Annotated in this window: 22 protein-coding genes; 14 read left to right on the top strand and 8 right to left on the bottom strand. The window is 54.5% G+C overall.

The genetic code is table 11. From position 1 onward, the window contains the following. Positions 1-8 precede the first annotated feature (8 nt). From J2Z18_RS01430 to J2Z18_RS01420, 3 genes are all read right to left on the bottom strand, one after another. A complete protein-coding gene (locus tag J2Z18_RS01430; protein WP_007128940.1) occupies positions 9-641 on the bottom strand; it encodes a response regulator transcription factor in 633 nt (210 codons plus the stop codon). Next, a complete protein-coding gene (locus J2Z18_RS01425; protein WP_210094058.1) occupies positions 607-2,877 on the bottom strand; it encodes a sensor histidine kinase in 2,271 nt (756 codons plus the stop codon). The genes J2Z18_RS01430 and J2Z18_RS01425 overlap by 35 nt, the downstream gene beginning before the upstream one ends. Positions 2,878-2,947: 70 nt before the next feature. Beyond that, entirely contained in the window at positions 2,948-3,760 is an 813-nt protein-coding gene (locus J2Z18_RS01420) for a CPBP family intramembrane glutamic endopeptidase (protein WP_007128938.1), read from the bottom strand. A 731-nt stretch (positions 3,761-4,491) separates the two neighbouring features. Between J2Z18_RS01420 and J2Z18_RS01415 the strand changes: the two genes are divergently transcribed. The 6 genes from J2Z18_RS01415 (at position 4,492) to J2Z18_RS01390 (ending at position 12,266) form a co-directional block, all read left to right on the top strand. Next, positions 4,492-6,261, top strand: a complete 1,770-nt coding sequence (locus tag J2Z18_RS01415; RefSeq protein ID WP_210094057.1) for a LytS/YhcK type 5TM receptor domain-containing protein — start codon at positions 4,492-4,494, stop codon at positions 6,259-6,261. Next, positions 6,248-7,048 (top strand): LytTR family transcriptional regulator DNA-binding domain-containing protein, encoded by an 801-nt coding sequence (locus J2Z18_RS01410; RefSeq protein ID WP_210094056.1) that lies wholly within the window; start codon positions 6,248-6,250, stop codon positions 7,046-7,048. The genes J2Z18_RS01415 and J2Z18_RS01410 overlap by 14 nt, the downstream gene beginning before the upstream one ends. A gap of 469 nt (positions 7,049-7,517) precedes the next feature. After that, on the top strand, positions 7,518-7,823 hold the full coding sequence (locus tag J2Z18_RS01405; protein WP_007128934.1) for a DUF485 domain-containing protein: 306 nt from the start codon (positions 7,518-7,520) through the stop codon (positions 7,821-7,823). A 4-nt stretch (positions 7,824-7,827) separates the two neighbouring features. Next, entirely contained in the window at positions 7,828-9,339 is a 1,512-nt protein-coding gene (locus tag J2Z18_RS01400; RefSeq protein WP_007128933.1) for a solute symporter family protein, read from the top strand. A 128-nt stretch (positions 9,340-9,467) separates the two neighbouring features. After that, positions 9,468-11,027 (top strand): solute symporter family protein, encoded by a 1,560-nt coding sequence (locus J2Z18_RS01395; protein ID WP_007128932.1) that lies wholly within the window; start codon positions 9,468-9,470, stop codon positions 11,025-11,027. A 90-nt stretch (positions 11,028-11,117) separates the two neighbouring features. Beyond that, a complete protein-coding gene (locus J2Z18_RS01390) occupies positions 11,118-12,266 on the top strand; it encodes a glycerate kinase (RefSeq protein ID WP_210094055.1) in 1,149 nt (382 codons plus the stop codon). A gap of 200 nt (positions 12,267-12,466) precedes the next feature. Here J2Z18_RS01390 and J2Z18_RS01385 read toward each other — a convergent pair whose 3' ends face one another. Continuing rightward, the gene (locus J2Z18_RS01385) at positions 12,467-13,348 is read right to left on the bottom strand and encodes a class I SAM-dependent methyltransferase (protein ID WP_210094054.1); all 882 of its coding nucleotides are present in this window, start codon (positions 13,346-13,348) and stop codon (positions 12,467-12,469) included. A 341-nt stretch (positions 13,349-13,689) separates the two neighbouring features. On the opposite strand from J2Z18_RS01385, the gene J2Z18_RS01380 reads away from it, so the two are divergent. From J2Z18_RS01380 to J2Z18_RS01365, 4 genes are all read left to right on the top strand, one after another. Continuing rightward, positions 13,690-14,427 carry an HAD family hydrolase gene (locus J2Z18_RS01380; protein WP_210094053.1) on the top strand — a complete coding sequence of 246 codons (738 nt, stop codon included), beginning with the start codon at positions 13,690-13,692 and terminating at the stop codon, positions 14,425-14,427. A 261-nt stretch (positions 14,428-14,688) separates the two neighbouring features. After that, on the top strand, positions 14,689-15,006 hold the full coding sequence (locus J2Z18_RS01375) for an ArsR/SmtB family transcription factor (protein WP_244152668.1): 318 nt from the start codon (positions 14,689-14,691) through the stop codon (positions 15,004-15,006). 82 nt (positions 15,007-15,088) lie between these two features. Continuing rightward, a complete protein-coding gene (locus tag J2Z18_RS01370) occupies positions 15,089-15,586 on the top strand; it encodes an SRPBCC family protein (protein ID WP_007128926.1) in 498 nt (165 codons plus the stop codon). A 125-nt stretch (positions 15,587-15,711) separates the two neighbouring features. Then, positions 15,712-16,113 (top strand): VOC family protein, encoded by a 402-nt coding sequence (locus J2Z18_RS01365; protein WP_028404052.1) that lies wholly within the window; start codon positions 15,712-15,714, stop codon positions 16,111-16,113. A gap of 298 nt (positions 16,114-16,411) precedes the next feature. Here J2Z18_RS01365 and J2Z18_RS01360 read toward each other — a convergent pair whose 3' ends face one another. Then, a complete protein-coding gene (locus J2Z18_RS01360; RefSeq protein WP_232239221.1) occupies positions 16,412-17,284 on the bottom strand; it encodes a helix-turn-helix transcriptional regulator in 873 nt (290 codons plus the stop codon). Positions 17,285-17,367: 83 nt separating this feature from the next. Between J2Z18_RS01360 and J2Z18_RS01355 the strand changes: the two genes are divergently transcribed. Continuing rightward, the gene (locus J2Z18_RS01355) at positions 17,368-19,341 is read left to right on the top strand and encodes a glycoside hydrolase family 127 protein (RefSeq protein WP_210094052.1); all 1,974 of its coding nucleotides are present in this window, start codon (positions 17,368-17,370) and stop codon (positions 19,339-19,341) included. Between the two features lie 278 nt (positions 19,342-19,619). On the opposite strand, the gene J2Z18_RS01350 is transcribed toward J2Z18_RS01355, so the two are convergent. Continuing rightward, complete coding sequence (locus J2Z18_RS01350; protein WP_210094051.1) at positions 19,620-20,102, bottom strand: glutathione peroxidase; 483 nt, start codon at positions 20,100-20,102, stop codon at positions 19,620-19,622. A 296-nt stretch (positions 20,103-20,398) separates the two neighbouring features. Between J2Z18_RS01350 and J2Z18_RS01345 the strand changes: the two genes are divergently transcribed. Further along, entirely contained in the window at positions 20,399-21,307 is a 909-nt protein-coding gene (locus tag J2Z18_RS01345) for an ABC transporter permease subunit (protein WP_007128921.1), read from the top strand. Between the two features lie 24 nt (positions 21,308-21,331). Continuing rightward, positions 21,332-22,231, top strand: a complete 900-nt coding sequence (locus J2Z18_RS01340; RefSeq protein WP_007128920.1) for an ABC transporter permease subunit — start codon at positions 21,332-21,334, stop codon at positions 22,229-22,231. A 171-nt stretch (positions 22,232-22,402) separates the two neighbouring features. Here J2Z18_RS01340 and J2Z18_RS01335 read toward each other — a convergent pair whose 3' ends face one another. Together J2Z18_RS01335 and J2Z18_RS01330 are read right to left on the bottom strand one after the other, a co-directional pair. After that, entirely contained in the window at positions 22,403-23,869 is a 1,467-nt protein-coding gene (locus J2Z18_RS01335; RefSeq protein ID WP_210094050.1) for an alpha-amylase, read from the bottom strand. Positions 23,870-24,224: 355 nt separating this feature from the next. Further along, entirely contained in the window at positions 24,225-25,265 is a 1,041-nt protein-coding gene (locus J2Z18_RS01330; protein ID WP_210094049.1) for a YeiH family protein, read from the bottom strand. Between the two features lie 161 nt (positions 25,266-25,426). Here J2Z18_RS01330 and J2Z18_RS01325 point away from each other — a divergent pair, with 161 nt between their 5' ends. Next, positions 25,427-26,314, top strand: a complete 888-nt coding sequence (locus J2Z18_RS01325; protein WP_028404058.1) for a LysR family transcriptional regulator — start codon at positions 25,427-25,429, stop codon at positions 26,312-26,314. Positions 26,315-26,691: the final 377 nt, after the last annotated feature.

Here is a 26,691-nt window from a genome sequence, read left to right as displayed (position 1 = left end):
GGGAATGTTCACTTATCCCCATCATGCAGCCGCTCCAGCAAACCCAGCTCATAGCCCTTGGAAACCGCACCAATCCTCGTCTTGACACCGAGTTTCCGGTTAATGGCCGTCATGTGGTATTCAACCGTCCGTTGACTCATCAACAACGCCGTTGCAATTTCCTTGTTCGTTTTCTCTAACGCGATGTGTTTTAACACCTCCCGTTCCGTCGGTGTCAACTGGTCGGTTCTGGGGAGAGCAGTCATCCGCTCCGATACCAACCGGTGACCGAGCAGGCTCTGTCGAATGGCATTCATGATTTGCGGGTAGGTCGCTTGCTTGGACAAATAGGCATGCACGCCGATCTCAAAAGCTTTATGTACATATTCGTCATACTCGTATCCCGATAATACGATCAGCTTGACTGAAGTGCCATAAGTTCGTTTTAGCTCCTCCAGCACCTCGAATCCGTTCATGCCGGGCATCGAGATATCAATAACGACGACATCCGGATGCAGCAATGCGATTTGAGACAATAGTTCGCGAGGGTCATTGAATGTTCCGGCTACACGAATATCTGATTCTCGCTCAAGTCGATTTTTCAACCCCTCCATGACTAGTGGATGGTCATCCAGCAGTACCACCTTGATGGGCTGCTCCATGCTCTGAACTCCCTTCCTGCTTCGGCAGCCAAACGTGGACGTTTGTCCCGCGCCCGGTTGCCGAGTCAATATCGATATCACCCTTGAATTGTGCAACCTGGCTTCCGATCGTGGCGAGTCCGAATCCGCGCCCGCCTGCAGCAACCGGATCTATTCCGATGCCGTCATCTTTGATTTGACAGTGGACCGCGTCATGGGTTTCCCATAAACGTATAGTCAGATTGTCCGCCTTGGCATGTTTTAACGCATTGTTTGCAAGCTCCCGCACAATACGAAACAATGTGATCTTGTATAACGGAGATAGCGTTTCCGGCAGCCCATTCACGAGATTAGTCGTCGGCCCGCCATTCTCTTTAATCGTACGCATCAGCCAGCGCAGAGCGTCGCCCAGTCCCGCTTGATCGACGATATGTGGATACAAATCATCACAGAGCAGGCGGATGTCGCGCTGTGTATCGTAGAGACATTTCAACCAAATTGCGGTGTGCTGCTTGCTGCATTGTTGCGTATCATGCAACTCTTCCAGATCGCGGGAGAGAAAAATAAGGTTTTGCAAAACATGGTCATGCAAATAGTATGACGTTCGAACCTGCTTCGCTTCTTGCGCTTCCACTAGACGGTATTCGGATTGATCCCCGGTCAATTTGCCGCGTGCTTGACGCAGCTCATCAAGCAGGGCAGTGTTCGTCAGCAAACGAACGGTTTCCCGTCTCACCTTATCGATTAACCCGAGCTCCTCCGAGGTGAAAACGGTTCGGTTTTTTTTCGCGCCTAATCCCAAATAGCCTATGATCGGTTCGCCGGGTTGGACAACAAGGTCCAGCACCTGTTCGAAACCGTGTCCTGACAGCGCCTCCCGCGGAATTGGCTTGCCTGCATCGGGGAATTCCGTGATTTCCGCAAACCGCCCCGTTCCGTAGATGACGGCTTCAGTATCACGATTCCAGACAAAGCACAACCCCTCTATTTCCGTTACGCTATGGACAAGCTCTGCAGGCATACGCAGCAGGTCGCGGCTATTGCGGTGTTCTGCAAGCCGGATTGACATCTCCAGCCGTTGTCGGTCAAGCCGGTCTTCACGCCGCTCCCGTTGTCGCTTGATGCTGTTGATGCTCATCTGGTGCATCAGCACAAGGATAAGGAATGCGCCGCATAGCACAAGCGTTGTTTTGGAAGCGCTGCTGCGAATGAGAGCAGCGATCAAAATGAGCATCAGCCCGATATACAAGCTGTGTATGGCCAGTCGTGGAAGATAGAAGCGCATGTCGACCAGCTTCTGTCGTGCCAATAGCCACAATACGGAAGCTGGGAGGATCACAAGGCCGGTCAATGCCGTATCCGGGGGCATCATAAATTCACCCCACAGCAAATCGGGCAGCGCACACAGGAACAAATAGGGTAAAAGGCTGAAGGCCAGCGCGGCCGCAAACGTGAGCAGGCTGTTTTTCTCGGCACGGTCCATCGCTTTCCAATAGGCAGCCGCAATAGCGAATATAGCTAGAAATGTTGCGAACAGCCCCATATGGATGACGCTCCGTGTCCAACCTGGAATAACGCCCAGTGAGAAGATGACCAGGGCATACGCGGCGAACAATGCGGCCATCATCCGGTATAAGGCCAGCACCAGGCCGATCCACCGGGGAACAGATCGGAATACGAAGGAGATGAAAAAAGCCAACAACAGGTAAGGCAACGAGCTCGCCACCAACGGCATAATCCATCCGGTCAGCGTGTTCTCCGTCGAGTATACGGACAGCAGCGTCGCTGCCATGGATACATTCAGCGCATAAAACCGACGGACCATATGTGACTCGGGCTTTTTCCGGTAAGCCACCAGTCCGATGGCAAGCAGCGCCAGCTCCGCGCAACCGGTGAACAACCCCTTGTACACGTCTGATGATTTTGCGCTATTACGCATTTCAATCGTGCCCAGTCCATCACGCATGAACAGAAGCGTCCCCGATTGCTTCAAATATGACTGGCTGCCGAGCTCGATCATATCAATTGGTGCTTTGCCATCCACCGCGACGAGCTGATCCCCGATACGAACGCCCCATTGCGCTGCATGGCCTGCACGATCGACGGATGATACGATCCATGCGCCACGATCCTCGCGGAACAATAAACCGGTATATGGATTTTGAAGCGTAGCGACATGGATGTAGGCCGCTGCAACAAGGTATAAAAGGGCCGTTCCGTATATGACCCAGTTGTATTTCCGCAGAATAGTCGACAAGCTGCAACCCCCTTGCTGCCATTGTACTATCTTTTTTGCTGTGGATGAACGACAAACAGGTTTGATTGCGTCACACCCCTACCAGATAGAGTGTAATGGCTCCCCACAAAAAGTTGGTGAACAGATGGAACAGGATGGCTACATAAATATTTTTCCGCAGCTTGACTAAAATTTCGAATGGAGTAACGATTGCCAGAGGCAAGAGGGCCCAGTTGATGGGAGCCTGCCACATGTGGTAGAAATAGAAAATGAAGGAGATCCACAGCCAGTCAAACTTTAAGCGCCCCACTTTACGCAGCAGATAGCCACGGAAATAAATTTCTTCCCCGATGAAATTGCCGACAAGGCCGACCAGAAGCAGCGGTAACGGGAAATCGTAATATCCCTGGTTGAAAATATGCCATTCTCCCATATGAAGCGCAGAAAACCCGTTCAACCACTCAAACAGCGGTGTATACACATATCTCATGTAAGGCAGCGAAAGTATTGTGAACAGGACAGTCAAGAGGGGCAGAACGGTCAGTATTCCCTTCAGATCGAATTTTCCAAAACCAAGGTAAACAAGGGACTGTTTGAACGACAGCCCGTCTTTGAAGCGGAGCATCAAAAAAGGAAAGAGCATATGCCATCCGATCGACATCACGACGAGAGCAATAAACTGTACATAAACAGAGGATAGACCCGTCCACTTCATGAGCGGCTCACGCAACGGAAAGGTGAATAAGTACGCGATCAGACCGGGGAGAAGGCCAAGAAACAGATAGAACGCGATTTGCTTCTTCGTCTTGGCTTCATATGAGCGTACGAAACGGACATAATCAGGATCAGACAAATTGAAGAAATGAATAATTTTCTGATAGAACGTTGACGGCATTTTAGGCATAAGAATAACCCTCCACATAAGGATACCAATTCAATGGCTGTGTATGTTCCTTATTATAGAGGGCTTAGATTAGGAGGAAATCCGTATTCCCCAACGATTCCGGGGGGGAAGCACGCCGAATTTTTTGCGTGATCACGCAGCGGATTTTTGCCGGCCAACGTGGAATGAATTGAACTCGTACCCAAATCAACCATTTATTTCACCGTGATGCTCATATTGCCTAGTCCAGTTTAAAAAGATAGAATGTTCGACCCCCAGGGATCTCACAATGGATTTCAAGCTTTCTGAACTTTCAGAATAACGTAAGACCGCTTTTAATTTTTATTCTTTTTTTTGCAGCTACTAAACGAGTTTGATTCAATTATTTCGATAGCAGGACTCTTGCAGAACGTGTTACAATCACCCGCCGTACAAGTACAGCGATCATTAACTCCATTTCATGAAGTATCATTGTTTCACTTCACTTCCTCCCAACTTACATTTGTTTTGCCTTTCACCATACAAGAGCAGCCCTTTATCATTTTGCCATTCGCTTCATATATTCCTTTTTATTGTCTTCTCTGCAACCTGTGCCTTATAATCATCATGCATCAATTGAAAACGCATTCGCGTGGGAATGGAATCGAATTCATTCATAACCGTAACCAATCATGTAACCATAACCAGACATCAAAATGAAGCTAAGTAGCTGAAGCATAAGCCGTATTTTACGCGGGAAGAGGGAGGTTCCTATGCAGGAGCTTGCGCTCCATCTGTTCGAACGGATGGGCATGCTGCTCATCCTTGCCTTTATATTGACCCGAATTCCGCTGTTCCGCCAATTACTCGATCGGAAGGGGATATCGGGCGTTCAAAGCGTGTTTTACTCCTGCCTCTTCGGGCTCTTCGGAATTCTAGGCACGTATGCCGGGGTGGTTGTGGAGGAGGGGGGCATCAGCACCTCCTTTTGGCTGATGCCCCTGACGAAGGATCAGGCGCTGGCCCATGCCGCCCTGGTCGGCGTTGTGATCGGAGGATTGATGGGCGGTCCCCGAGTCGGCTTCGGCGGAGGTCTTCTGGCGGGAGCGCATCTTCTCTATATGGGCGGCTATACAGGACTGGCAGGTGCCATTACGGCACCGCTGATCGGCGTGCTTGCCGGCGGCGTCGCCCGCTTCTTCGCGCAGGAGCGGGTGGTCTCCCCGGCGAAGGCGCTGTTTGTCGGCATGTTTGCCGAGGTGCTGTTCATGGGTGTCATCCTGATCTGTGCTGAAGATTCCCTAAAGGCGATCGAGCTCGTAAATCTGATCGGTCTGCCGATGGTACTGACGAACAGCATCTCGATCGCCGTGTTCACGACGATGCTGCGGGTGGCGCTTGCCGAAGAGGAACGGGCCGCGGCGTACGAGACGGAGAAGGCACTTCACATCGCCGAAGCAGCCCTTCCTCATCTGAAGCAAGGATTGACGTACCGGACGGCACAGGCGGTGGCCGATCTGCTGCTAAGGGAGCTCAAGACAACGACCGCCGTCGCGGTCACCGACACCGAGCGGCTCCTTGCCCATGCGGGGGCAGCCAGCCGGACCATTGAGCCAGGAGAAGAGATCAGCTCCTCTATGGCGAAAAAAGTGATCGCAACCGGCGAGCTCCACGTAGTGGATCATGCCGAGGATATCCAGCCGCAGCATCCGTCGCTCGGCGCCGCGATCCTCGTCCCGATGCTGGAAGGAAGCCAGATCGTCGGCGTCATCCAGCTGTACTTCAAGCGGCCTCAGGATATCGGGCGGGTCGAGCTGGCGATGGCCCGGGGGCTGGGCCAGCTGATCTCTTATCAGCTTGGCGCCACCTCCCACGAGAATATGGCCAAGCTCATGAAAGAGGCGGAGCTGAAGCTGCTCCAAGCCCAGATCCACCCGCATTTTCTGTATAATACGCTGAATGCGATTCACTCCCTGATTCGCTCGGACCCGCAGCTGGCGAGGCATGCAACGATGCAGCTGGGCGCGTTCATGCGTCTGAATGCCAAGCTAATGGCCTCGCGTGCCACGACGGTCCGCGAGGAAATGGAGCTCTTGCGTGCCTACCTGGACATTATTCAGATCCGGTTCGAGGACCAGTTCAATTTTCATTGCGAGCTTGAGCCGGGACTCGAGGAGCTGCAAATACCGCCCGCCACGCTGCAAATGCTGGTCGAGAACAGCATCAAGCACGGCCTGCGCAATACGGCCAGCGGCGGTCTCATTAAGCTCACGCTCAGGCGGGACGGGGATATGGCTGTCGTCCTGCTGGAGGACAACGGCTCAGGCATATCGCCGGTCTTGCTCGAGCGTCTCGGAGAACGGCCGCTTCACGAGAGCGGCGGGACGGGAATCGGCATTTACAATATCAATCAGCGGCTTATGGGAATGTACGGCCGGGAAGCCAGGCTTATCATCGAAAATGTTGCGGAGGGCGGATTGCGCATATCGTTCCGCATCCCCTGCAGCGTATTGGAAGGGAGTCGTTGCCGTGAAGCGAATTAAAGTGATGATCGCTGAAGATGAACGGCTGGCAAGGGAAGAGCTGGCCTATTTGCTCGAGCAGGAGCCGGATATCGAGATGCTGCCTTATGCGTCTAGCGGAAGGGAACTGCTGGAGCTCGCTGCGCAGTGGCAGCCCGATGTCGTATTCCTCGATGTCCATATGCCGGAGCTGGAAGGCCTGCAGGCTGCGCGGATGCTCAAAGCCTCGCCGCACTCGCCGCTTATCGTGTTCACGACCGCTTATGACGAATATGCCGTTGAGGCATTCGGCCTGAATGCGATCGATTATTTGCTGAAGCCATACAGTCATATCCGCTTTAAGGAATCGCTCGAGCGGATCCGCGCCAGGTATGCCGGAAGTCAGGGACTGTCAGGCGCGACTGTGCCTGCAGCCGTCCATGCACGACCGGGGGGTCTGCAGCCGCCGGAAGCCAAGGCCGGCAAAATGAGCGGATTGCTGCTTCTGGACGACGGCGACAAGCATGTGCTGGTCGATCCCGAGGCGATTCTTTACGCCGTTAGGGAAGAGCGGATCGTCGCCATTCACACGGCGGAAGGACAGCGGATCATGAGCAAGCAGACCTTGCAGGAGCTGGAAGAGCGACTGACCGGCTATTCGTTCTTTCGGCCGCACCGGAGCTATCTGGTGAACGTGAACCGCATTGCCGAGCTGTCGCCCTGGACGAACGGGGCTTATAACATTGTCATGAAAGACGAGTTGCGGACGGTGATCCCGCTATCCAGAGAGGCGGCTAAGGATTTATTCCGGCTGCTGCGAAAAGCGTAGACCTTTAACGCCACCCGGACTCATGGAGCGTTCCGTCCCCAGTGTTAGGGCAGAATGCATTTCGATGCAGAGTTGCTTCTCTGGGCGACGGCAGCACGCGCTCCATGCAGTCACTTCCCCCTGCGTCGGCAGCACACACTCAATGCAGTCGTTTTCACCTGCGTCGGTAGAATGCATCTGATACGGGAATGCTTCCCCTTGGCGTCAGCTGAATACGTGTTCGATCACGCTGAGCCATTTCCCCCCCCCTGTATCGGCTAACGCTTCACGAATGTGAATTTGCCGTCTGGAAAGCGGTGGTAAACGACACTTTCCAGACGGCAAATTCGGCGTTTCGCGCAGCTCATCCGACGCTTTGCGCAGGAGCGGTAGTAGGAGCCGCGGCTGCCGTATATAATCGATTTAAAGCGCTTACAATCGAAAAGGCGCAGGTTAATCCGAATTTCCGCCATGGATGGAGGGGAAAGTAATGGAAGCGAAGGAAAAAGGCTATACGGAAGTATGGCACTCGGACAAATTCAAAACGCTGCTCTCCCGCAAGAAACGATTCATTGTCCCGATGACGGTATTTTTCCTGCTGTTTTATTTCGCATTGCCGATTCTTACGTCATACACCGACGTGCTGAATCGTCCGGCCGTAGGACCGATCACGTGGGCCTGGGTGTTTGCGTTCGCGCAGTTCATCATGACTTGGGTCTTGTGCATCCTATACTCCCGCAAGGCTTCGCAGTTCGACCGAATTGCCGATGAGATCAAAAAGGATATGGGGGCATAGGCATATGGCGATTGCTTTGTTTTGCGGTATTGTGCTGCTGACGCTTGTCATTACGTATTTCGCTGCCAAAAAGACGACCAATACGAGCGATTTCTACACGGCGGGAGGAGGACTCAAGGGCTGGCAGAACGGCACGGCCATCGCCGGGGACTACATGTCGGCGGCATCCTTCCTCGGCATCGCCGGCTCGATCGCGCTGGTCGGCTTCGACGGCTTCTTCTATAGTATCGGCTTCCTGGTCGCTTATCTGGTCGTGTTGTACCTTGTGGCCGAACCGCTTCGGAATCTGGGCAAGTATACCGTAGCGGATATGATCGCCGCCCGCTTTGCAGACAAGAAGGTACGCGGCGTCGCTGCGCTCAACACGATCTCGATCTCCATCTTCTATATGATTGCGCAGCTGGTCGGCGCGGGGGCGCTGATTAAGCTGCTGCTCGGTCTGGACTACGTGACGTCCGTACTGATCGTCGGCGTGCTGATGACCATCTATGTCGTGTTCGGAGGCATGCATGCCACCAGCTGGGTGCAGATCTCCAAAGCGGTGCTGCTGATGGCCGGAACCTTCATCATCTCGATCATCGTATTTGCGAAATTCGACTTCAGCCTGACGAATATGTTCGAGCATATGAAGACGGCCACACCGCTGAAGGAGGCCTTCCTGAATCCCGGCAACAAGTACAAAATCCCGCTTGAGACGCTCTCGCTGAACCTGGCGCTCGTGCTCGGCACGGCCGGATTGCCGCATATTTTGATCCGTTTCTTCACCGTCAGAGACGCGAAGACGGCTCGCAGCTCCGTCGTCTACGCCACATGGATCATCGGCATCTTCTACGTGATGACGATTTTCCTCGGCTTCGGTGCTGCTGCCTTCGTCGGGGCGTCCGATATTACCGCAGTCGACAATGCGGGCAACATGGCCGCCCCGCTGCTGGCCAAGGTCATCGGCGGCGACTTCTTGTTCGCCCTCATCTCGGCCGTTGCCTTCGCTACGATCCTCGCGGTCGTAACCGGCCTCGTGCTGTCGGCGGCATCGGCGTTCGCCCACGACTTCTACGGGCAAATCCTGCGCCGCGGAAGCGCATCGGAGAAGGAGCAGCTCAAGATGGCGCGTTATGCCTCGATCGGCGTATCCGTCGTCTCGATCCTGCTGGCCCTGTTTGCGCAGAAGATGAACGTCGCGTTCCTCGTCTCGCTTGCTTTTGCGGTCGCGGCCAGCGCGAACCTGCCGGTTATCCTGTTCACGGTATTCTGGAAAAGGTTCAATACGGCCGGCGCGATCACCGGCATGCTGACCGGACTGATCAGCACGGTTATCCTCGTCGCGCTCAGCCCGAATATATGGGATCCGGCGGGCAAGGCCATTCTGATCGGGGAGCCGCTGTTCCCGATGAGCAATCCGGGCATTGTCTCCATTCCGCTCGGATTCCTGGCCGCCTACGTCGGCACATTCCTATCCTCCTCCAAGGACGATGCGAAGTATGCCGAAGTGCTGGTGAAGGCGAATACGGGCGCATAAGCAGCGCCGATTGTACTTCATATGGGCTCAGATTTCAAAAATGGGTGGTCTTCTATCTGCATTTTAGCAGGAGGGTCACCCTTTTTTTGTCATCTTATCGTAAAATGATAGAAGGAGCTTAAGCGTATATGAATAAGGAGGCCTGGTACGTGAACATATCCGGCATCGTTTTTTTTCTGGCGATCGTCATCGGGACGCTTATGATGACGTATTACGCTGCGGGAAGGACAACCAGCACGAACGATTTCTACGCGGCAGGCAACCGGCTGAACGGCCTCCAGAACGGGCTGGCCATCTCGGGAGACTATATAAGCGCCGCGTCCTTTCTAGGCATTGCGGGCTCGATTGCGGTGTACGGCTTTGACGGATTTTTCTATTCGATCGGATTTCTGGCCTCCTATGTGATTGTGCAATACCTCATCGCCGAGCCGCTTCATAATTTGGGCCGGTATACGATGGCGGATGCGGTTGCGGTCCGGTTCAGAGAGAGACGGCTGCGCGGATTAATCGCGCTCAATAACCTGATGATCACGGTCTTTTATATGATTGCTCAGTTGGTCGGAGCAGGCTGGCTTGTCCATTTGCTGTTCGGCCTGGAGACCTCATGGGCCATCGTGCTTGTCGGCGGTCTGATGACCGTATATGTTACCTTCGGCGGCATGCTTGCAACCTCCTGGGTGCAGATCGTGAAGTCTATTCTGCTGGTGAGCAGCACGCTAATGATCAGCCTTATCGTGCTGTCACGGTTTGATTGGGATCTGTTGGGGCTGTTTGCCTCCATGGAGCATGGAACACCGCTCAAGGAACAGTTCCTGAAGCCGGGGAATATGTTTGATCACCCGCTGGATATGATCTCATTCAACATGGCGCTGGTACTGGGCACGGCCGGACTACCGCACATCATCGCCCGCTTTTATACGGTTAGGGATCCGCGCGCGGTTCGGCTGTCGGTGAAGACGGCGACCGTGACGATCAGCATCTTCTACGTGATGACGATCTTCCTCGGCTTCGGGGCGGCTGCCTTCGTGGATTGGTCCGCGCTGTCGGAGCGGGTGGAGCTGGCGATTCCGCTGCTGGCCAGCGCACTCGGGGGCGAGTTTCTCATGGCATTCGTATCGGCGGTCGCGTTCGCCACGATTTTGGCCGTGATCTCCGGTCTCGTGCTCACCGCCTCATCGGCCTTTGCCCATGATGTGTACAGCAGCATTTTCCGCAGCGGGCAGGCGAGCGAGGCACAGCAAATGAAGGTGGCCAAGCTGTCTGCGATCGTGGTCGGCGCGGCTTCCATTGTGCTCGCGCTCGGAGCGCAGAAGCTGAATGTCGCCTTCCTTGTTTCGTTTGCCTTCGCGGTTGCGGCCTCGGCGAACTTGCCCGTGCTGCTGTTCACCCTATTCTGGCGCGGCTTTAACGCCTTCGGCGCGATGGCGAGCATTACCTGCGGGCTGGTATCGTCCCTTGCGCTCATCGCGATCGGCCCGAACGTCATGGACCCGGTTACGGGCTGGATCCGGGCCGAGGCGATATTTCCGCTGAAGCATCCGGGGATCGTCTCGATTCCGATCGGGTTCGCCGGCGGCATCCTCGGCACGCTGCTGGCACGCAGAACCAGCTCGAGGGGACAGTTCGAGATCATGCAGACGATCGCTCATGTCGCCCCGGACGAGATCCGAACGCGGGAAGCAGGTTGAAAAGGACTAAGGGGATTCATGACCGGAACAATCAAAAGACGCCTGAAGCGACAAAGAGACTTGAAATTATGAGGATTGGCAGGGGATAACGTGAAACGGGACTATGTCATTGTGCTGGCGCCTGACTCTTTCAAAGAGAGTTTGACAGCCAAGGAAGTATGTGAAGCGATGGAACACGGCATCAAGAAGGGAAGTCCGGATGTCACCTGCATTCATGTGCCTATGGCGGACGGCGGAGAAGGAACGATGCAATCCCTTGTGGATGCGACAGGTGGTACGGTTTATACCCGAAGGGTGACGGGTCCGATGGGGCATCCGGTAATGGCCTCGTACGGCATTTCCGGCGACGGCAGCACCGGCATCCTCGAAATGGCCAGTGCCAGCGGGATTCATCTCGTGCCGCCGGCGGAGCGGAATCCGCTGGCGGCGACGACCTACGGGACGGGGGAGCTGATCAGAGCCTGCCTGGGCCACGGAATCCGCAAGCTGCTGGTCGGCATCGGCGGCAGTGCTACGAATGATGGCGGAGCCGGAGTGGTGCAGGCGCTGGGCGGCAGACTGCTGGATGCGGAAGGCAAGGAGCTTGACTATGGCGGAGGGGAGCTGGGGCGCCTTGCTAGGGTTGACTTGTCGGGCTTCGATTCCCGTCTTCAGGATGTGCAGGTGGAGGTTGCTTGTGACGTCACGAACCCGCTTTGCGGGGAGACGGGGGCCTCCAGCGTGTTTGGGCCTCAGAAAGGGGCGACTCCGGATATGATCCGAATTTTAGATCGCAATCTCCGTCATTATGCCGAGGTGATTAAGCAGGAGCTCGGCAAGGATATTGCGGACGTACCGGGTGCCGGGGCCGCGGGCGGACTGGGCGGAGGTTTGATGGCCTTCCTGAACGGGACGCTAAGGAAGGGGATCGATATGGTTATCGATTTCACCGGACTGGAGAATAGGATCCGGCAGGCCGACATGGTATGGACCGGAGAAGGTGCGATGGACTCCCAGACGCAGTACGGCAAAACGCCGCTTGGCGTTGCCAAGGTTGCGAAACGGCACGGCAAGCCGGTCGTGGCGCTGGCTGGTCGGGTCGGCGACGGAGCGGAGATCCTGTACGACCTGGGAATTGATGCGATATTCGGAATTATGCCCGGCGCTTCCACATTGGAGGAGGCGCTGGCAGGCGGGCGGCGGAATGTGGAGAGAACCTCGGAGAATATCATCCGCCTGATGCAGGCGATGAACCGGTGATGATCCTGGCCGGTTGACCGGCTGGATTGGCATTCCGTTTGAATTTAGCCTAGCAACCGTGCGCAACTCCCGGTGCGCACTTTAGTGATGACTTCCTGCACGATGTTCGTCCTCGCCCGGACGACCTGATATGTTAACAACAGCAGGGGCAGCTTCTTCTTACGGGAGAGGCTGCCCCTGCTGCTGTCATGCTGCCCAGGTTATTTAATGCCGATTCGCATGCGGTAGCTGAGCATGAGCGGAAGGGTTCGTTCCTGGAAATACTCCTTCACCATCGCTTGGAATGACGCGATCTTCTCGTGAAGCTCGGGTTGATTTAACTTGAAGACGGTTTGGATGGCGCCTTGGCTGACGGCAAGCCCGGTGTAACGGTCTGCGGTAAACGGCTCGACGTGATGGAAAACGATTTCCTTGGAGAACCGGAACAGTCCGCTCTCCCGGATATGCTTCAAATGCTCGTTTTTATCCCCTTTGTATGCCTGGTCCTCCGGATTGACGCGGCGGTCGATGATGTCATCGGCCAGCCGGATCAGCTCATGATAAGCATGCTCGATTCTCCAGGTGAGGCTGGGCGGCCAGTCACAGTCGTAGGCGGCGAATACGCCCTCCTCGCGCAGCACGCGTGCGGCCTCCTTCAGCGTACTGGCAGGCTCCATCCAGTGAAAGGACTGGGAGCAGGTAATGATGTCCGCAGCCCCATCCGGCAGCGCCAGCTGATTCGAATAGCCGGAGACGAAGGTAATGGCGCCCGATTGAGCATGGCCGTCAGCCCCCTGCTTCGTGAGGGACTGCAATTTGGCGAGAGCCTTTCCCCGCATATCATCGTTAGGCTCAACGCCGATAATCCGGTCCACAGCGTCCTTCCATACAAAAGACGACAATCCGGTCCCGCAGCCCAGATCGACGACAAGCGAAGGTCTGCGGCTCAGATATCCGGTGAGCAGGGTAACGACCTCCTCCGGCGCCTCCAGGCGGTGCCGGTCATAGGTGTCTTCGAAGCCGCTAAAGCGCTCCACGTTGCTGACACGGTTGCCTTCGGGAACGGAGTCCCCTTGCCATATTTCGGTCAAGTCCTTGGTCATAAGCGATTCATCTCCTTTTTCGTTTCTCGATGGAACTGGCTGCTCATGCGTTTGTAACTATCTTATCATAGCGGAGGAACATATTTACAGATGGAGCGGGGAGTGGGGCGCGCCGTTGGTAAACAGGGGTTCATCCCTAAAGGAGGGGGACATGGCCTTAAGCAGCTGGCGGCCCGGGTGGGGTGGTGTGACAGGAGGTCCAGCATGTACAATAGAGGAATTAGAAGATCAGGGTGGCAGGGAACCGGTCACAGATGATTTTACCGGCAAGCATACCATATTGATGTGGATGCATGATCCCGATAGAGACAAGCGACCCGATGATAGGAAGAGGGATGAGCATGACTGGGCAATCAGAACGGAAAGGGATTTTCTTTGATGTAGATGATACGTTATACGACCATTTGGCACCGTTTCGGGATGCGCTGCGAGCGATTGTGCAGCCCGGGGAGTCCTTCCCTTATGAAAAGGCCTACCACCGGATGCGGTATTACAGCGACCGGTTGTCCGAAGAGCTTGGAGGGGCCGGTACGGCGGCTTACGGGGACGCGGTTGAGGATATGAGAACCCGCCGCTTTCAGCTGGCCTTGGCGGAGTTCGGGATACAGCTGACCCGTGAGGAAGCCGAAGCGGTTCAGCGGGCGTATCTAGGACGGCAATATGAGATTACCATGTTCGATGGCGCTCGCGAGCTGCTTCAGACATTGAAGGATGCCGGGCATCTTGTAGGGTTAATAACGAACGGGCCGGCAGACCATCAGATGAACAAAATTACGGCCATGATGCTGGGGGATCTGATTCCGCAGGAGCGCATATTCGTATCCGGGGCGGTCGGATGGGACAAGCCGGATGCCCGGATCTTCCGTCACGTGAACGAGAGGACGGGGACCATGCCGGAACACTGTTATTATATCGGAGATTCCTGGCGCAATGACGTGGTCGGCGCCCTGGCGGCCGGCTGGCATGTCATTTGGTTTAATCACCGCGGGGTTGAGCCTGAATCGGAGCATAAGCCCCATCATGTGGCGACCAGCTATGAGGAGCTCGGACGTATGCTTAACGGGCTTTTAGGTTCTTAAGATACTCTCCTCTTTATATCTCGAAACATTCCTCAAGCGGCGGTCCAGAGGGCTGCCAGATAAACCGCACCGTGCGTGGGTGTCAGCGCGCGGTGCTTGGCTCATATGAAAGTAAAAGGCTTCGTTCTTCCGGCATCGCTGGACGAATCGGGTTGAAGAGACAGCTCATATTTTTACGATATATATTCAACCAAATGGTTGACTTTTAATTTGCGATCCCCTATAGTTAACCATATGGTTGAACATAATGATGAGAAACAATTGGATCATATCTTTCACGCGCTGGCCGATCCGACCCGGAGACAGATGGTTCGGATGATCGCTTCGCGGGAACGGACGGTGTCCGAGCTGGCCGAGCCCTTCGACATGTCGCTGGCCGCCGCTTCCAAGCATATTAAGGTGCTGGAGCGCTCCGGCCTGCTGGAACGAACGGTTCAGGGCCGGATCCATACCTGCCGGCTCAATGGGGATGTCATGGCCAGGGCGCTTGAATGGCTTCGATTCTATGAGCGCTTCTGGACGCAACAGTTCGACGCGCTGGAGCGCGAGCTCTATAAAGCGAAGAAGGAGGAGCATTAAAGGGTTGCACCTCGCTCGAGGGGGTAACGATGGTAACAGGAAGACCTGATGATTTTGAATGCAGAAAGGATGAGTTCCAGCTATGGAGAATGCTTCGACAACGACTCTGGTCATGAAGCGCATATTTCAAGTGAGCCCCGAGCGGGTGTTTGACGCCTGGCTGAATCCGGAGATGATGCGGAAGTGGCTATTTACGATGGAGGCGACCAATAAGATTGCCAGAAACGAGCCTCATGTCGGCGGCACTTGGGAGATAGTCGACCATCGCGGAGGGAAGGATTACCGGGCGATCGGAGAATATCGGGAGATCGATCCGCCCCGCAGGCTGGTCTTCACCTTCAGAATGCCGCAATTCAGCGATACCGAGGATATCGTCACCGTCGAGCTGAAGCCGGTTGAGGAAGGCTGCGAGATGACGTTTACGCAGGTGATCGTTGTGCCGCATGAGGAAGGTTGGACCGCCGAGGACGTGGAGCGGGCGCTAAATGAATACAACAGCTCTTCGGAACACGGCTGGAGCCTGATGTTTGGAGGGCTGAAGCAGCTCTTGGAGACGGGTACGATCGAATTTCCTTCATAAAGACCTGATGGTTGGAGTTTTCCCACCACGCGCAAATTGAGAAATAGGGCAAGGATGGGCGTTTGAAAAGACCGCCAGCTGCTTTAACCGATGTTATCCATTCGATAAGAAGAGGGGTTTGAATGATGAACAAAGCGACGCCGTTTTTGATGTTTCAAGGGAATGCGGAGGAAGCGATGACGTTCTATACGTCCTTGATTGAGGATTCGGAGATCACGAGCATCACGCGGTACGGTCCCGGACAGCCGGGAGAAGAAGGAAGCGTCATGCACGCCGTCTTTACCTTGAAGGGACAGCCCTTCATGTGCATCGACAGCAACGTGAAGCATGACTTTACGTTCACGCCTTCGTTCTCCATCTATCTGACCTGCGATTCGGACGAGGAGATCGATCGGCTGTATAGCCTATTGCTGGACGGCGGAGGACCGTTGATGCCGCTGGGCAATTACGGCTTTAGCCGCAAATTCGGCTGGATCGTGGACAAGTTCGGCGTATCGTGGCAGCTGGATCTTCCGGCTGAAGCTTAATATTGCCTCTAAGCTTGTGCGAGAAGGAGCTTCTTTCCGCAATTCTTTGCAGCCTCAAAGCCGCCAGATGTGTTGACATGCGACGTAGGCATTTTAGCCCCAGGCTTGGCCTTTCCATAGGAACCTTCATGTGATTTGAATGCCACAGAACCGCCCGGGCGCTTAGCCCGGGCGGTTTTTTAGTGTGATTTATAGAGGATGATGGCGACCGAAGGACCATTTTACGTACGTGCCCCACTTGCAATTCAATGGCTCATCCAATATGTAAATCCAATCTCACATCGAGCAGCTATCCCCCCTATTCGGTATACTGCTTCCTGTATTGCAACGGGGATATGCCAAAGCGTGCCGAGAATCGGCGCGTGAAATAGGGAGGGTACTGGAAGCCGACATGCTCGGCGATGCGGGACACGGGCCAACGGGTGGTCAGCAGCAGCCTTTTCGCTTGATCCAGGCGATACTGCAGCAGGTATTCGGACGGCGTCACCCCGTGGGATTCCTTCATGCAGCGCGTCAGGTAATTGTAGTGAAAATGAAGACTCTCGGATAGACGGCCATTGCTGATCGGTTCCCGGTAATGCATTTTGATGAACGATTCGATTTGTTCGGCCACCTTGCGTGCACGGGATTGCTCCTGCCCGGCCCTTGACTGGTCCAGCAGCTGCATGAGCTCGATAAACAGCGACTGCTCCCTCCATAAGGCAATGGAGCGCGGCTCCGTCGCGAGGAGGTGGAGCGATTCGAACAGCTGATAGGCTTGATCCGGGTATGGGACATGAGCCAGCTTCGGCAGGAATATGCTGTGTGAAATGCTGCCTGAATGTGTGGGACTATCCGCTGCCGCTTGAAAATGCAGCCAGTAAAAATAAGTCTCCTCCCTGCATGCCTGCACCGCATAGTGATAGGCATCCGGCAGCAGGATGACCAGATCTCCCGCGTGCAGCTCCCACTGCTCCTCCTCCTCGCCGAGGTACAGACAGCCGCTTCGCACGAGGATGAGATCATATACGCCAAGATTTCTCCGATTCGGGTGCTGATCCCCTGCGGCATACAAGGTTGAACCGGATTCAAGGTAGTAGGGCGGGGGCAGGGATGGAATGGATAGAATATTCGAATCGGCCAGCTCAATCACCTCAATGCATGTGTGAAATCGTATAAAAAACTGGGTCATATCCTTTATCGCTTTCATCCTATCATAAAACGTAGAATGGGAGGTGTCGAGGCAACAATACGATCCCAAGGAGTGATTATCCGATGAAAGTTGTAACGGAACGATCCGCTGCGGTGCCGCTTCAACAGGTCAAGCTGAACGATCCCTTCTGGTCCCGCTATATCCGGCTGGTAAGGGAAGTGGTCATCCCTTATCAATACGAGGCGCTTCATGACCGGATTCCGGGGGTGGAGCCGAGTCACGCGGTCGCCAACTTCCGCATCGCCGCCGGCAGGGAGCAGGGTGAATATAAAGGCATGGTATTTCAGGACAGCGATGTGGCCAAATGGCTGGAGGCTGCGGCCTATTCCCTGGCCATTCACCCTGACCCGAAGCTGGAGCAGCAGGTGGACGAGCTGATTGACCTGATTGCCGATGCCCAGCAGCCGGACGGCTATTTGAATACGTATTTTACGGTAAAAGAGCCAACTAAACGCTGGACCAACCTAACGGACTGCCATGAGCTGTACTGCGCCGGGCATCTGATCGAAGCTGCGGTTGCCCACTACTGTGCAACCGGCAAACGGAAGCTGCTGGATGTGGCCTGCCGGTTCGCCGATTATATCGATACGGTATTCGGACCGGAAGAGGGCAAAATCCATGGCTTTGACGGTCACCAGGAGATTGAGCTTGCCCTTGTGAAATTGTATGAGGCTACCCATGAGGAGAAGTATGTGCGGCTAGCCGAATACTTTATCGACGAGCGGGGGCGGGAGCCGCATTTTTTCCATCAAGAGTGGGAACAGCGCGGAAAAAGCTCCTTCTATGCTTCGGTATCCGGAGCTCCCCATCTTTCATATCATCAGAGCCATCTGCCGGTCAGGGAGCAGAAGGTGGCGGTGGGCCACTCGGTGCGTGCCGTCTATATGTATACTGCCATGGCCGATTTGGCAGCCCGCACCGGAGATGCATCGCTAATGGAGGCATGCGAGAATCTGTGGGACAACATCGTCCATAAACAAATGTACATTACCGGGGGGATCGGCTCGACCCACCACGGCGAGGCGTTTACGATCGATTACGATCTTCCGAACGATACCGTCTATGCGGAGACCTGCGCTTCGATTGGACTGATCTTCTTCGCCCGGCGGATGCTGGAGCTGTCGCCGAAATCCGAGTATGCAGACGTGATGGAACGGGCGCTGTACAATACGGTAATCGGCAGCATGGCGCAGGACGGCACCCATTTCTTCTACGTGAATCCGCTCGAGGTGTGGCCGGATGCCTGCCGTCATAATCCGGGCAAGCATCATGTGAAGCCGGTCCGGCCGGGCTGGTTCGCATGCGCCTGCTGTCCGCCGAATGTGGCGAGACTGCTGACCTCACTCGGCGAATACGTATATACCTCGAATGAGGATACGTTGTTTGCCCATCTTTACATCGGCGGTGAGGCAGCGGTGTCCCTTCGCGGAAACGCCGTAAAGGTCAAGCAGACCAGCGAGCTTCCGTGGAGCGGGAACGTCACGTTTACCATTGAATCGCCGCAGACGGCGGAATGGACGCTGGCACTGCGCATCCCGGGGTGGTGCCGAGGCCAAGCCGTCATCCGTGTGAATGGAGAGGAGCTGAAGGCGACAGGCTTGATCCGGGAAGGCTATGCGTACATTACCCGAGCCTGGGCTTCGGGCGATATGCTGGAGCTTGCGCTCTCGCTCGACATTCTTCAGGTAAGAGCCCATCCGCTGGTTCGTGCGAATGCCGGCAAAGCGGCCATTCAGCGGGGACCGCTTGTATACTGCTGGGAGAGCGTCGATAATGGCGCGCCAATCTCGGCCGTTACCCTGGCGGCTGATCCGAAATTAACGTCGCGATTCGAGGCGGATTTGCCGGGAGGCGCCGTTGTCATCGAGGGAGCCGGCTGGCGGGAAGAGGCGGAGTCCTGGAACGGAGAATTGTACCGGGCAGCGCCGCGGCAGGCGAAATCGGCCACATTAAAGGCAATTCCGTATTATCTGTGGGGGAATCGCGGGGAGAACGAGATGGCCGTGTGGATCCGGGAAGAAGCGAGCCTGGTGTAAATGCCGGATTCGACTGGCAGGCCCGAGCCCGGCGCGCGGTGTAATGATGACTGCTGCACGATGATCAGCGTCAACGCTTGGACGACAACCATGGAGCGTGCGGAAACGGTTAATGGAACAGTAGATCCCATAGATAGGGCGTCACCCGAAGAGGCATTTATTCTGCCCTTCGGGAGGCGTCTTTTTTTTCAGTCATAGAAAAGTATAACTTTTATCAGTTCAGGGAGAGGGGAGAGATTCAGGAGGTCTGCTGCATTTTTCTGCGATATTTCCCTAGTCTACGCCTGTAAAAGCTTCTTGATATGCTCTTCGATTTTCTCGGGCGTATCGGCCGGGGCGAACCGCTTGACGACCTTCCCCTCCCGGTCCACAAGGAATTTGGTGAAGTTCCATTTGATGGATTTACTGCCGAGCACGCCTGGTGCTTGTTGGGTCAGATGCTTATACAGCGGATGGGCATCGGTGCCGTTTACATCGATTTTGGAGAAAAGGGGGAAGGTCACCCCGTGATTCAATTTGCACGCTTCCTCGATCGATGCATTGTCCTCGAGCTCCTGGTTCATAAACTGGCTGCTGGGGAAGCCGAGCACGGCCAGTCCCTGGTCGCGGTACGTTTGATGCAGCTTCTCCAGCCCGCTGAATTGAGGAGCGAATCCGCATTTGGTCGCCGTATTTACGATTAACAGCACATGACCCCGATATTTCTCGAGCTTCTCGCGTTCGCCGGTGATTGTCGTTACCTCGTAATCATAAATGGTCATCCGGTAAACCTCCTTCATCGCACTTGGGTTATGCAACCAGATTATATGCTATCGGGAAGCATTGCAACTTCTTCGCAGTACCGATCGCGTTATGGCTTGTCGTCCGAGCGTCGACGCTGATTACCGTTCAACATTGCTGCAGGCAATACACCTCCATCGCGAGTCTAGCAACATATAAGAGAGTAAAAATATGTAATTTTTTACTGGACTAAACTAGGAGAATTATGGTAGTAGTAGAATAACCAATTAAGCATATGAATGAATTTCCGTATTACGAGGACACTTAGGAGGCCGATATGAATTTGAAAACGCAAATGCTCAAATCGACGATCATCAGCCTGCTGGCCTTTAGCTTCATTGTCCTGATCGTCCTGATTCCCCGAGACATCAATATTTCATTGGATGGTCATAAGGTTGTAGCGGATCCCTCATTCGACATGAACCGGTACCTTACATATATAGGCGATTTCTTCCGCCAGATCATCGAGCACGGAAGCCTCGGACCGTCGCGATATAAGGGGCAGACGGCAGAGGCAGCGGCATTGGTCGCCGTCGGTATGAGCCTGCTGGTCATCGTCTCGGCGCTTTTAATCGGGTTTGTCGTCGGGATTTTGAAAGGGGTTGCAGACTACAAGCTGTCCAAGACGAAATTCAATGTGCTCGGCCATTGGACAACATGGCTGTTCCAGTCCATACCTGATTTTTTCCTCATGCTGTTTGTGCAGTGGTTTCTGGTCAAGCATGTGCCGGCCGTCCGCTATTTTGCCGTGGAAGGCTGGGAGGCGTTCGCGCTGCCCGCCCTTCTGGTCTCGATCTATCCCATCTTTTTTATCGCCAGAGTGACCTCCGCTTCGCTTCTTGCCCAGGAAGGAAAGATGTACATCCTGTTGGCAAAGGCCAAGGGGCTCAGCGACAGGGCCGTGGTGTACAAGCACATGCTCCGCAACGGCATCGCGGCGATCTTGACGCATCTTCCGGGTCTGCTCGTATTCATTCTATCGAATTTGCTGGTGGTCGAGTATTACCGGAACTATCCGGGCGCAGCCTGGAGGCTGTTCCAGGCGCTGGATTTCAACCCCTACACGGGTACGGGTCCCGAATATGAACCGGGCGTCATTATCGGCATCGCTTTTTTCTTCATGCTGCTCTTCCTGGTCGTGCAGTGGATTAGTCATTCAGCCCGCAAATATTTCGATCCTAGATAAAGAAATGAATGGAGGTAGCCGGACTTGAAAAATATCCCTCTATGGCTCGGAGGCACATTGCTTGCTTTCTTGGTGTTTGTAGCGTTCGTCGGCCCCCATCTTCCGTTTATCGACGCGGATTTGAGCAAAGAGCGATCCCGGTGGGTCATGAAGAACGGTGAAGAGAAGCTCGTGCTGCCTGCCTTTAAACCATCGTCCAAAAACCTGCTCGGCACGGACAAGGAAGGGGTCGATAATCTAAGCCGATTGGTTGTCGGCGCGAAGGAAACGATCCTGTTTGTCCTGGCCATAGCGGCCGTCAGGTACATTATCGCGATTCCGCTGGGGATCATGGCCCGAAGGAAAACAGGGTTTTGCCACCGGCTGATCACGTTTTGGAATCAGCTGTTCTCCTATATGCCGCCGGTATTCGCATCGGCGCTGCTGCTGGCGCTTCCGTTCCTCCTGTTTGCCCAGCACCGGCTGGCCTGGGCTATTCTGATCCTGGCTAGCGTGGAGGTCGGACGTGTGGCCGTCACCGTTCAGGAGCAGGCTTATAAAATGTCCAGGGAGCCGTACATGGAAGCGAGCACCGCACTGGGGCTCCGTACCAGAACGCTGACAAAGAACTATTACGTTCCCATCATGTTTCCGGAGATGATCGTCAATTTCTGTCTCGACATGGGCAAGGTTTTGCTCCTTCTCGGCCAGCTTGCGATTGTAAACATTTTTCTGGGGCATGAGTGGAAGGAAGTCGATTATTATACGATGGAATTCGTTGAGACAGGGCTGAACTGGGCGACCATTCTGGCCAGACACCGCACGGATATATTCCTCGGCAAGTTTGAGTATGTATTCTATCCTGCGTGTGCGATGATGATTGCCATTGTGACATTTAATCTGCTCGCAGAAGGCCTGCGCCGCCGTTTCCAGGTGAGAGGCTAGAGGCTTTAAGAGCGTGCTGGCCGAGCTTCAATTACGAGAAAAAAACCGGAAGTCGATCATGATTCGCCTAAATGCCTGCAATCGATGCATGGCGATATGCGAATTCGATGCTTCCGGTTTTTTTGTTGTGCATCATCCGAACCAATCAAGGAGAGTCGCGTTAGGAGCCCTTCAATTTTGATGGTCCGTATTCCGTGCCCATACCGATACGCTGCCGCCGTGTACAGGAAAGACGCCAAAGCCGTCGCTCCCGATCGTAACGCGCTCATCCCGGTTGCCAGTCAGATCCATCCACTCTTCACCAGCGCGGTGGGTGCCGACATACATGCGTTTTTCGCCGGGATCCCCGTTTGCCATAACGACCGCGCATCCGGAGTGCTTGGCTTCCGGCAGCCCCCTTCGAACCCAGCCGATCGTGTTGGGATGGTCGAAATAATCATCCTGCTCGCCATACGCGAGGTGAGCCCGGGCATACAGGAGCGGGTCGATGGATTCCTTCTTGCCCGGAAGTGAATGCTCCCCGCCGATGCCGTAATAATCACCGTAGAAGACGACGGGGTAGCCGTCCTTCCGAAGCAGGATCAAGGCATAAGCGCTCTGCTTGAACCAGTCCTCCACCCAGGATTCCAGTGATTCGTGGGGCTGGGAGTCATGATTGTCGACGAACGTAACGGCATTCATTGGATGGGATTGCACCAGCGTATCGTCGAAGATCGTCCGCAGGTCGAAGGAACGCCCGCCTTTGGCCGCAGCATGAAGCTTATAGTGGAGCGATACGTCAAACAGATCGATCTTGTAATCTACCCGATCAAGGAAGCTTCGGCACGCCTGAAGCTCCGGATTCCAAAACTCCCCGACGATGTAGAAGTCCTCTCCTCGTTTCTTCTTCATGGCTGTTGCAAATTCCTTGATGAAATCATGGTTGATATGCTTGATCGCGTCCAGCCGGAAGCCGCTGCATTGCAGGGTATCGACGAGCCACTGACCCCATCCGATCATCTCTTTGCGGACCTCGGGATGGCTGTAATCGATATTGGCGAACATCAGATAGTCATAGTTGCCGAATTCATGATCCACCTTCTCGTTCCACGATTTGTTCTCGCCGAGAATGCGGTATATGCCGGCGCGCTTTCTACCCGCATCGTAGTCGGTCCCGTTGAAATGATGAAAATTCCACTGGAAAGAGGAGTACTTGCCGCCCCGGCCAGGGAACGTGAATTTCGTCCAGCCCTCAATCTCGAAGGGCTTCGATATTTCCTTGGTCCGGTCCATTTCATCGACCTGCACCACATGGAATCGCTCGGTTTCGTCCGCTCCGGCCTTATGATTCATCACGAGATCCACATAGACGGCGATCCCGTACTTGTGGCAGGCCGCGATGGCATCGATCAATTCCTGCTTCATGCCGTATTTCGTACGTACGGTGCCCTTTTGATCAAACTCCCCCAGATCGTACAGATCATACGCACCGTAGCCGTTATCTTCCGCCGATAGCGCTTTGGTCACCGGTGGGATCCATACCGTATCGACGCCCGCCTTGCTGAGCTCGGGCGCCGCTTCCTTCAGACGTTTCCAATGCTTTCCGTCAGGGGCGACATGCCATTCGAAAAATTGCATCATCGTATGATTTCGCTGCATTCTTGCGTTCATCTCCTCTGTAAAGATGGCTTGCGTTTATGTCATACAGGGTATAGCTATCCATATCCATAAACCATACCCGGGGAGCATACCGTGTTAAACCACAGTTCAATTGTTCCCGAATATGGCATGGAACAGACGAGCAAAACGGCGAGACACAACGAATTTGCGTATAAAAAAACGTGCGGCCCCGGATGATAACGGGGCCGCACGGGTCATGGGACGCGAGGATTTCCAGACTCTCCAACACGCTCGAAATTGCCGGTGTTCCTGACGATTCCGGCGGCGCAGCCTACGGATTCCACCTGCTTCCGCCGGCAGACATTGCCTTCCCAGACAGCGGGAGCAGGTGTATTCAAACCAACATGTAAGTCAGCAGGACCAACAGGATCGTCGCTATGGCCATGGCCAGCAGCGGTCTCCAGGCTCTGCGCAAATCTTTGACATGAACATTCAATCCGAGGCCTACCATCGCCATCGCCAGCAGAAAGGAGGCGATTTGCGACAACGCATCCTTGAGCGGAAGGGGAATCATCGGCTGTCCGGTATATTCCCAACTGCCCAGCATGCTTGCTGCCATAAAGCCGATGAGAAACCAGGGAAACTCCGGTCTGGCCTTGCTTTCATTCGGATGCGTTCGCTTCATCCAGAGCACCAGGACGACGCTCAGGGGCAGGAGCAGGAAAACACGGCCAAGCTTGGCGAGCAGGGCGAGCGTCAAGGCTTCCTCGCCGGCGGATGCTCCCGCAAGCGCTACATGAGCGATTTCGTGAAGGCTTACGCCCGACCAGATTCCGAACTGGGCATCGGATAAGGGCAGTAACGGCTGTATCAAGGTATAGAGAATGGCAGCAATCGTACCGACAAAGGCAATCATCCCTGCCCCAAGCGCGGTATCCTTTTCCTTGGCTTGCACGATGGGCGATACGGCTGCAATGGCAGCCGCCCCGCATACGCCTGTTCCAATCCCAAGCAGCAGGGACAGGGACATATCCGCCTTAAGCCGCTTGGCGATGAGCAGTGTCAAGGCGATGGCAAACACAACGCTGATGACATCCCTCAGCATGAGCCCAAGGCCTTGTTGCCATACGATGCCGATATTCAGCTTTAACCCATACAATATAATGGCCAGACGAAGAAGCCGCTTGGCCGTAAATTGGATTCCAGGCCGCAGCGCCTCCGGATAGCCGCGAATCTGGCGGTACACGGCGGCAATCAGGATCGCCCAAGCCAACTGGCCGAGATAGCGAAGACCTGGAAGGTTTGCGAGCGCTAAGCCGATGAGGGCGATGGCCAGCGTAAATGCGATGCCACCGATGACAGCCATCATCGACGGCTTCTTCGGCAGCGCAGCAGGGCCGGCGGCTTGCGATTGGGAATGCACGGATTCAGCCATAAGTCATAACCTCCGGTTTGTTCGGTTGGTCTGAACCTATCGTATCCCACTTTATTAAATAAGAAAAATAAATCATAATAATAGTAATGATAAGTATTTTATTATGATAATATGGAGCTGTCCAACATAAACGAATGTATAGGGAGGAAGAGGGCGAGGAAATGGATCAGGCGTTAGAGGTATTTGTGACCGTCGTTGAGAAAGGGAACTTCACCCGGGCAGCGGAGGAGCTGCTTATGACGCAGCCTGCGGTAAGTCAATATATCCGGGCATTGGAGCGTTCCCTGGGGACGCGGCTGCTGGATCGGAGCAATAAATATGTTCGACTGAATAAAGCGGGAGAGATCGTATATCATCACGCGAAGGAGATCCTGGGGTTATATACGCGCATGAACGCCCTTGTGGATGATGTGATGCATCGGGCAAGCGGCGATTTGTCGATCGGATCCAGCTATACCTTCGGCGAGTATCTGCTCCCCCGGATGATCGCTTCCTTGAGACAGCAGTATCCGTTAATCCGTCCTACCATCACCATCGGAAACACGGCCGAAGTGGCGGAAATGATCCTGCGGCACGAGGCGGATGTCGGTATCGTCGAGGGAGATTATCAGGACGAGCGGCTGCATATTGAGGCGTTCGCCGAGGACGAAATGGTCGTTGTCGTTCCGCGCGGGCAGCGCTATGACCCGTGGTCTGAAATCCCGCTGGCGGAGCTTCAAACGGAGACGTGGATCTTGCGCGAGCAGGGCTCAGGCACCCGCGAGGCGACGGAGCGAATGTTCGCTGCTAGCGGCTTTCATCCCCGGCATGTGGTTGAATTCGGCAGCACACAGCTGATCAAGGAATCAGTCGAAGCGGGCTTAGGCGTCACGCTTCTGTCACGATTTGTGGTTCGCAAGGAGCTTCAGCTCGGCACCCTCCATATGCTGAAGCCGAACGGGAGGCCCGTGATTCGCCGCTTCTCCCTCATTTCACAGAAGACTCCCTATCATACGAAAGCCGTGGAAGTATTTCTCGAGCTGCTTAGGAGCAGACAGGGAATGTTCTAAAATATACGTAAGCGGTTCTTCCATCGATCGCGAAAATCAATAAGTCATTTACATGAGGATTTTGCAAAAATCCAAAGAGTGACCTTCATTGCAACATCCTGATATCGCAGGATATCGCAGGATATCGCAGGATATCGCAGGATATCGCAGCATCCTTCTTTACGGAGGATGTTTTTTTGCGCTTGGATGATTACAATGCCAAGAAAAGGTTAAAACTAGATACTAAAACTACTAGAACTATATAGAATGAACCAAAAGAATGAGGTCGGAGCAGCAGCGATTTGCAGGAGAATTTCAGCGCACTTGCCCTGCATCCCGTTCAATCGTTCATCTTATATAGCATGCGATTCAAGATGTTCATCAACATTCGGTTCATA

It is taken from the genome of Paenibacillus lactis, from assembly GCF_017873605.1.
Classification (GTDB): Bacteria; Bacillota; Bacilli; order Paenibacillales; family Paenibacillaceae; genus Paenibacillus_AQ; species Paenibacillus_AQ lactis.
This window is presented reverse-complemented; position numbering and strand designations above follow the sequence as displayed.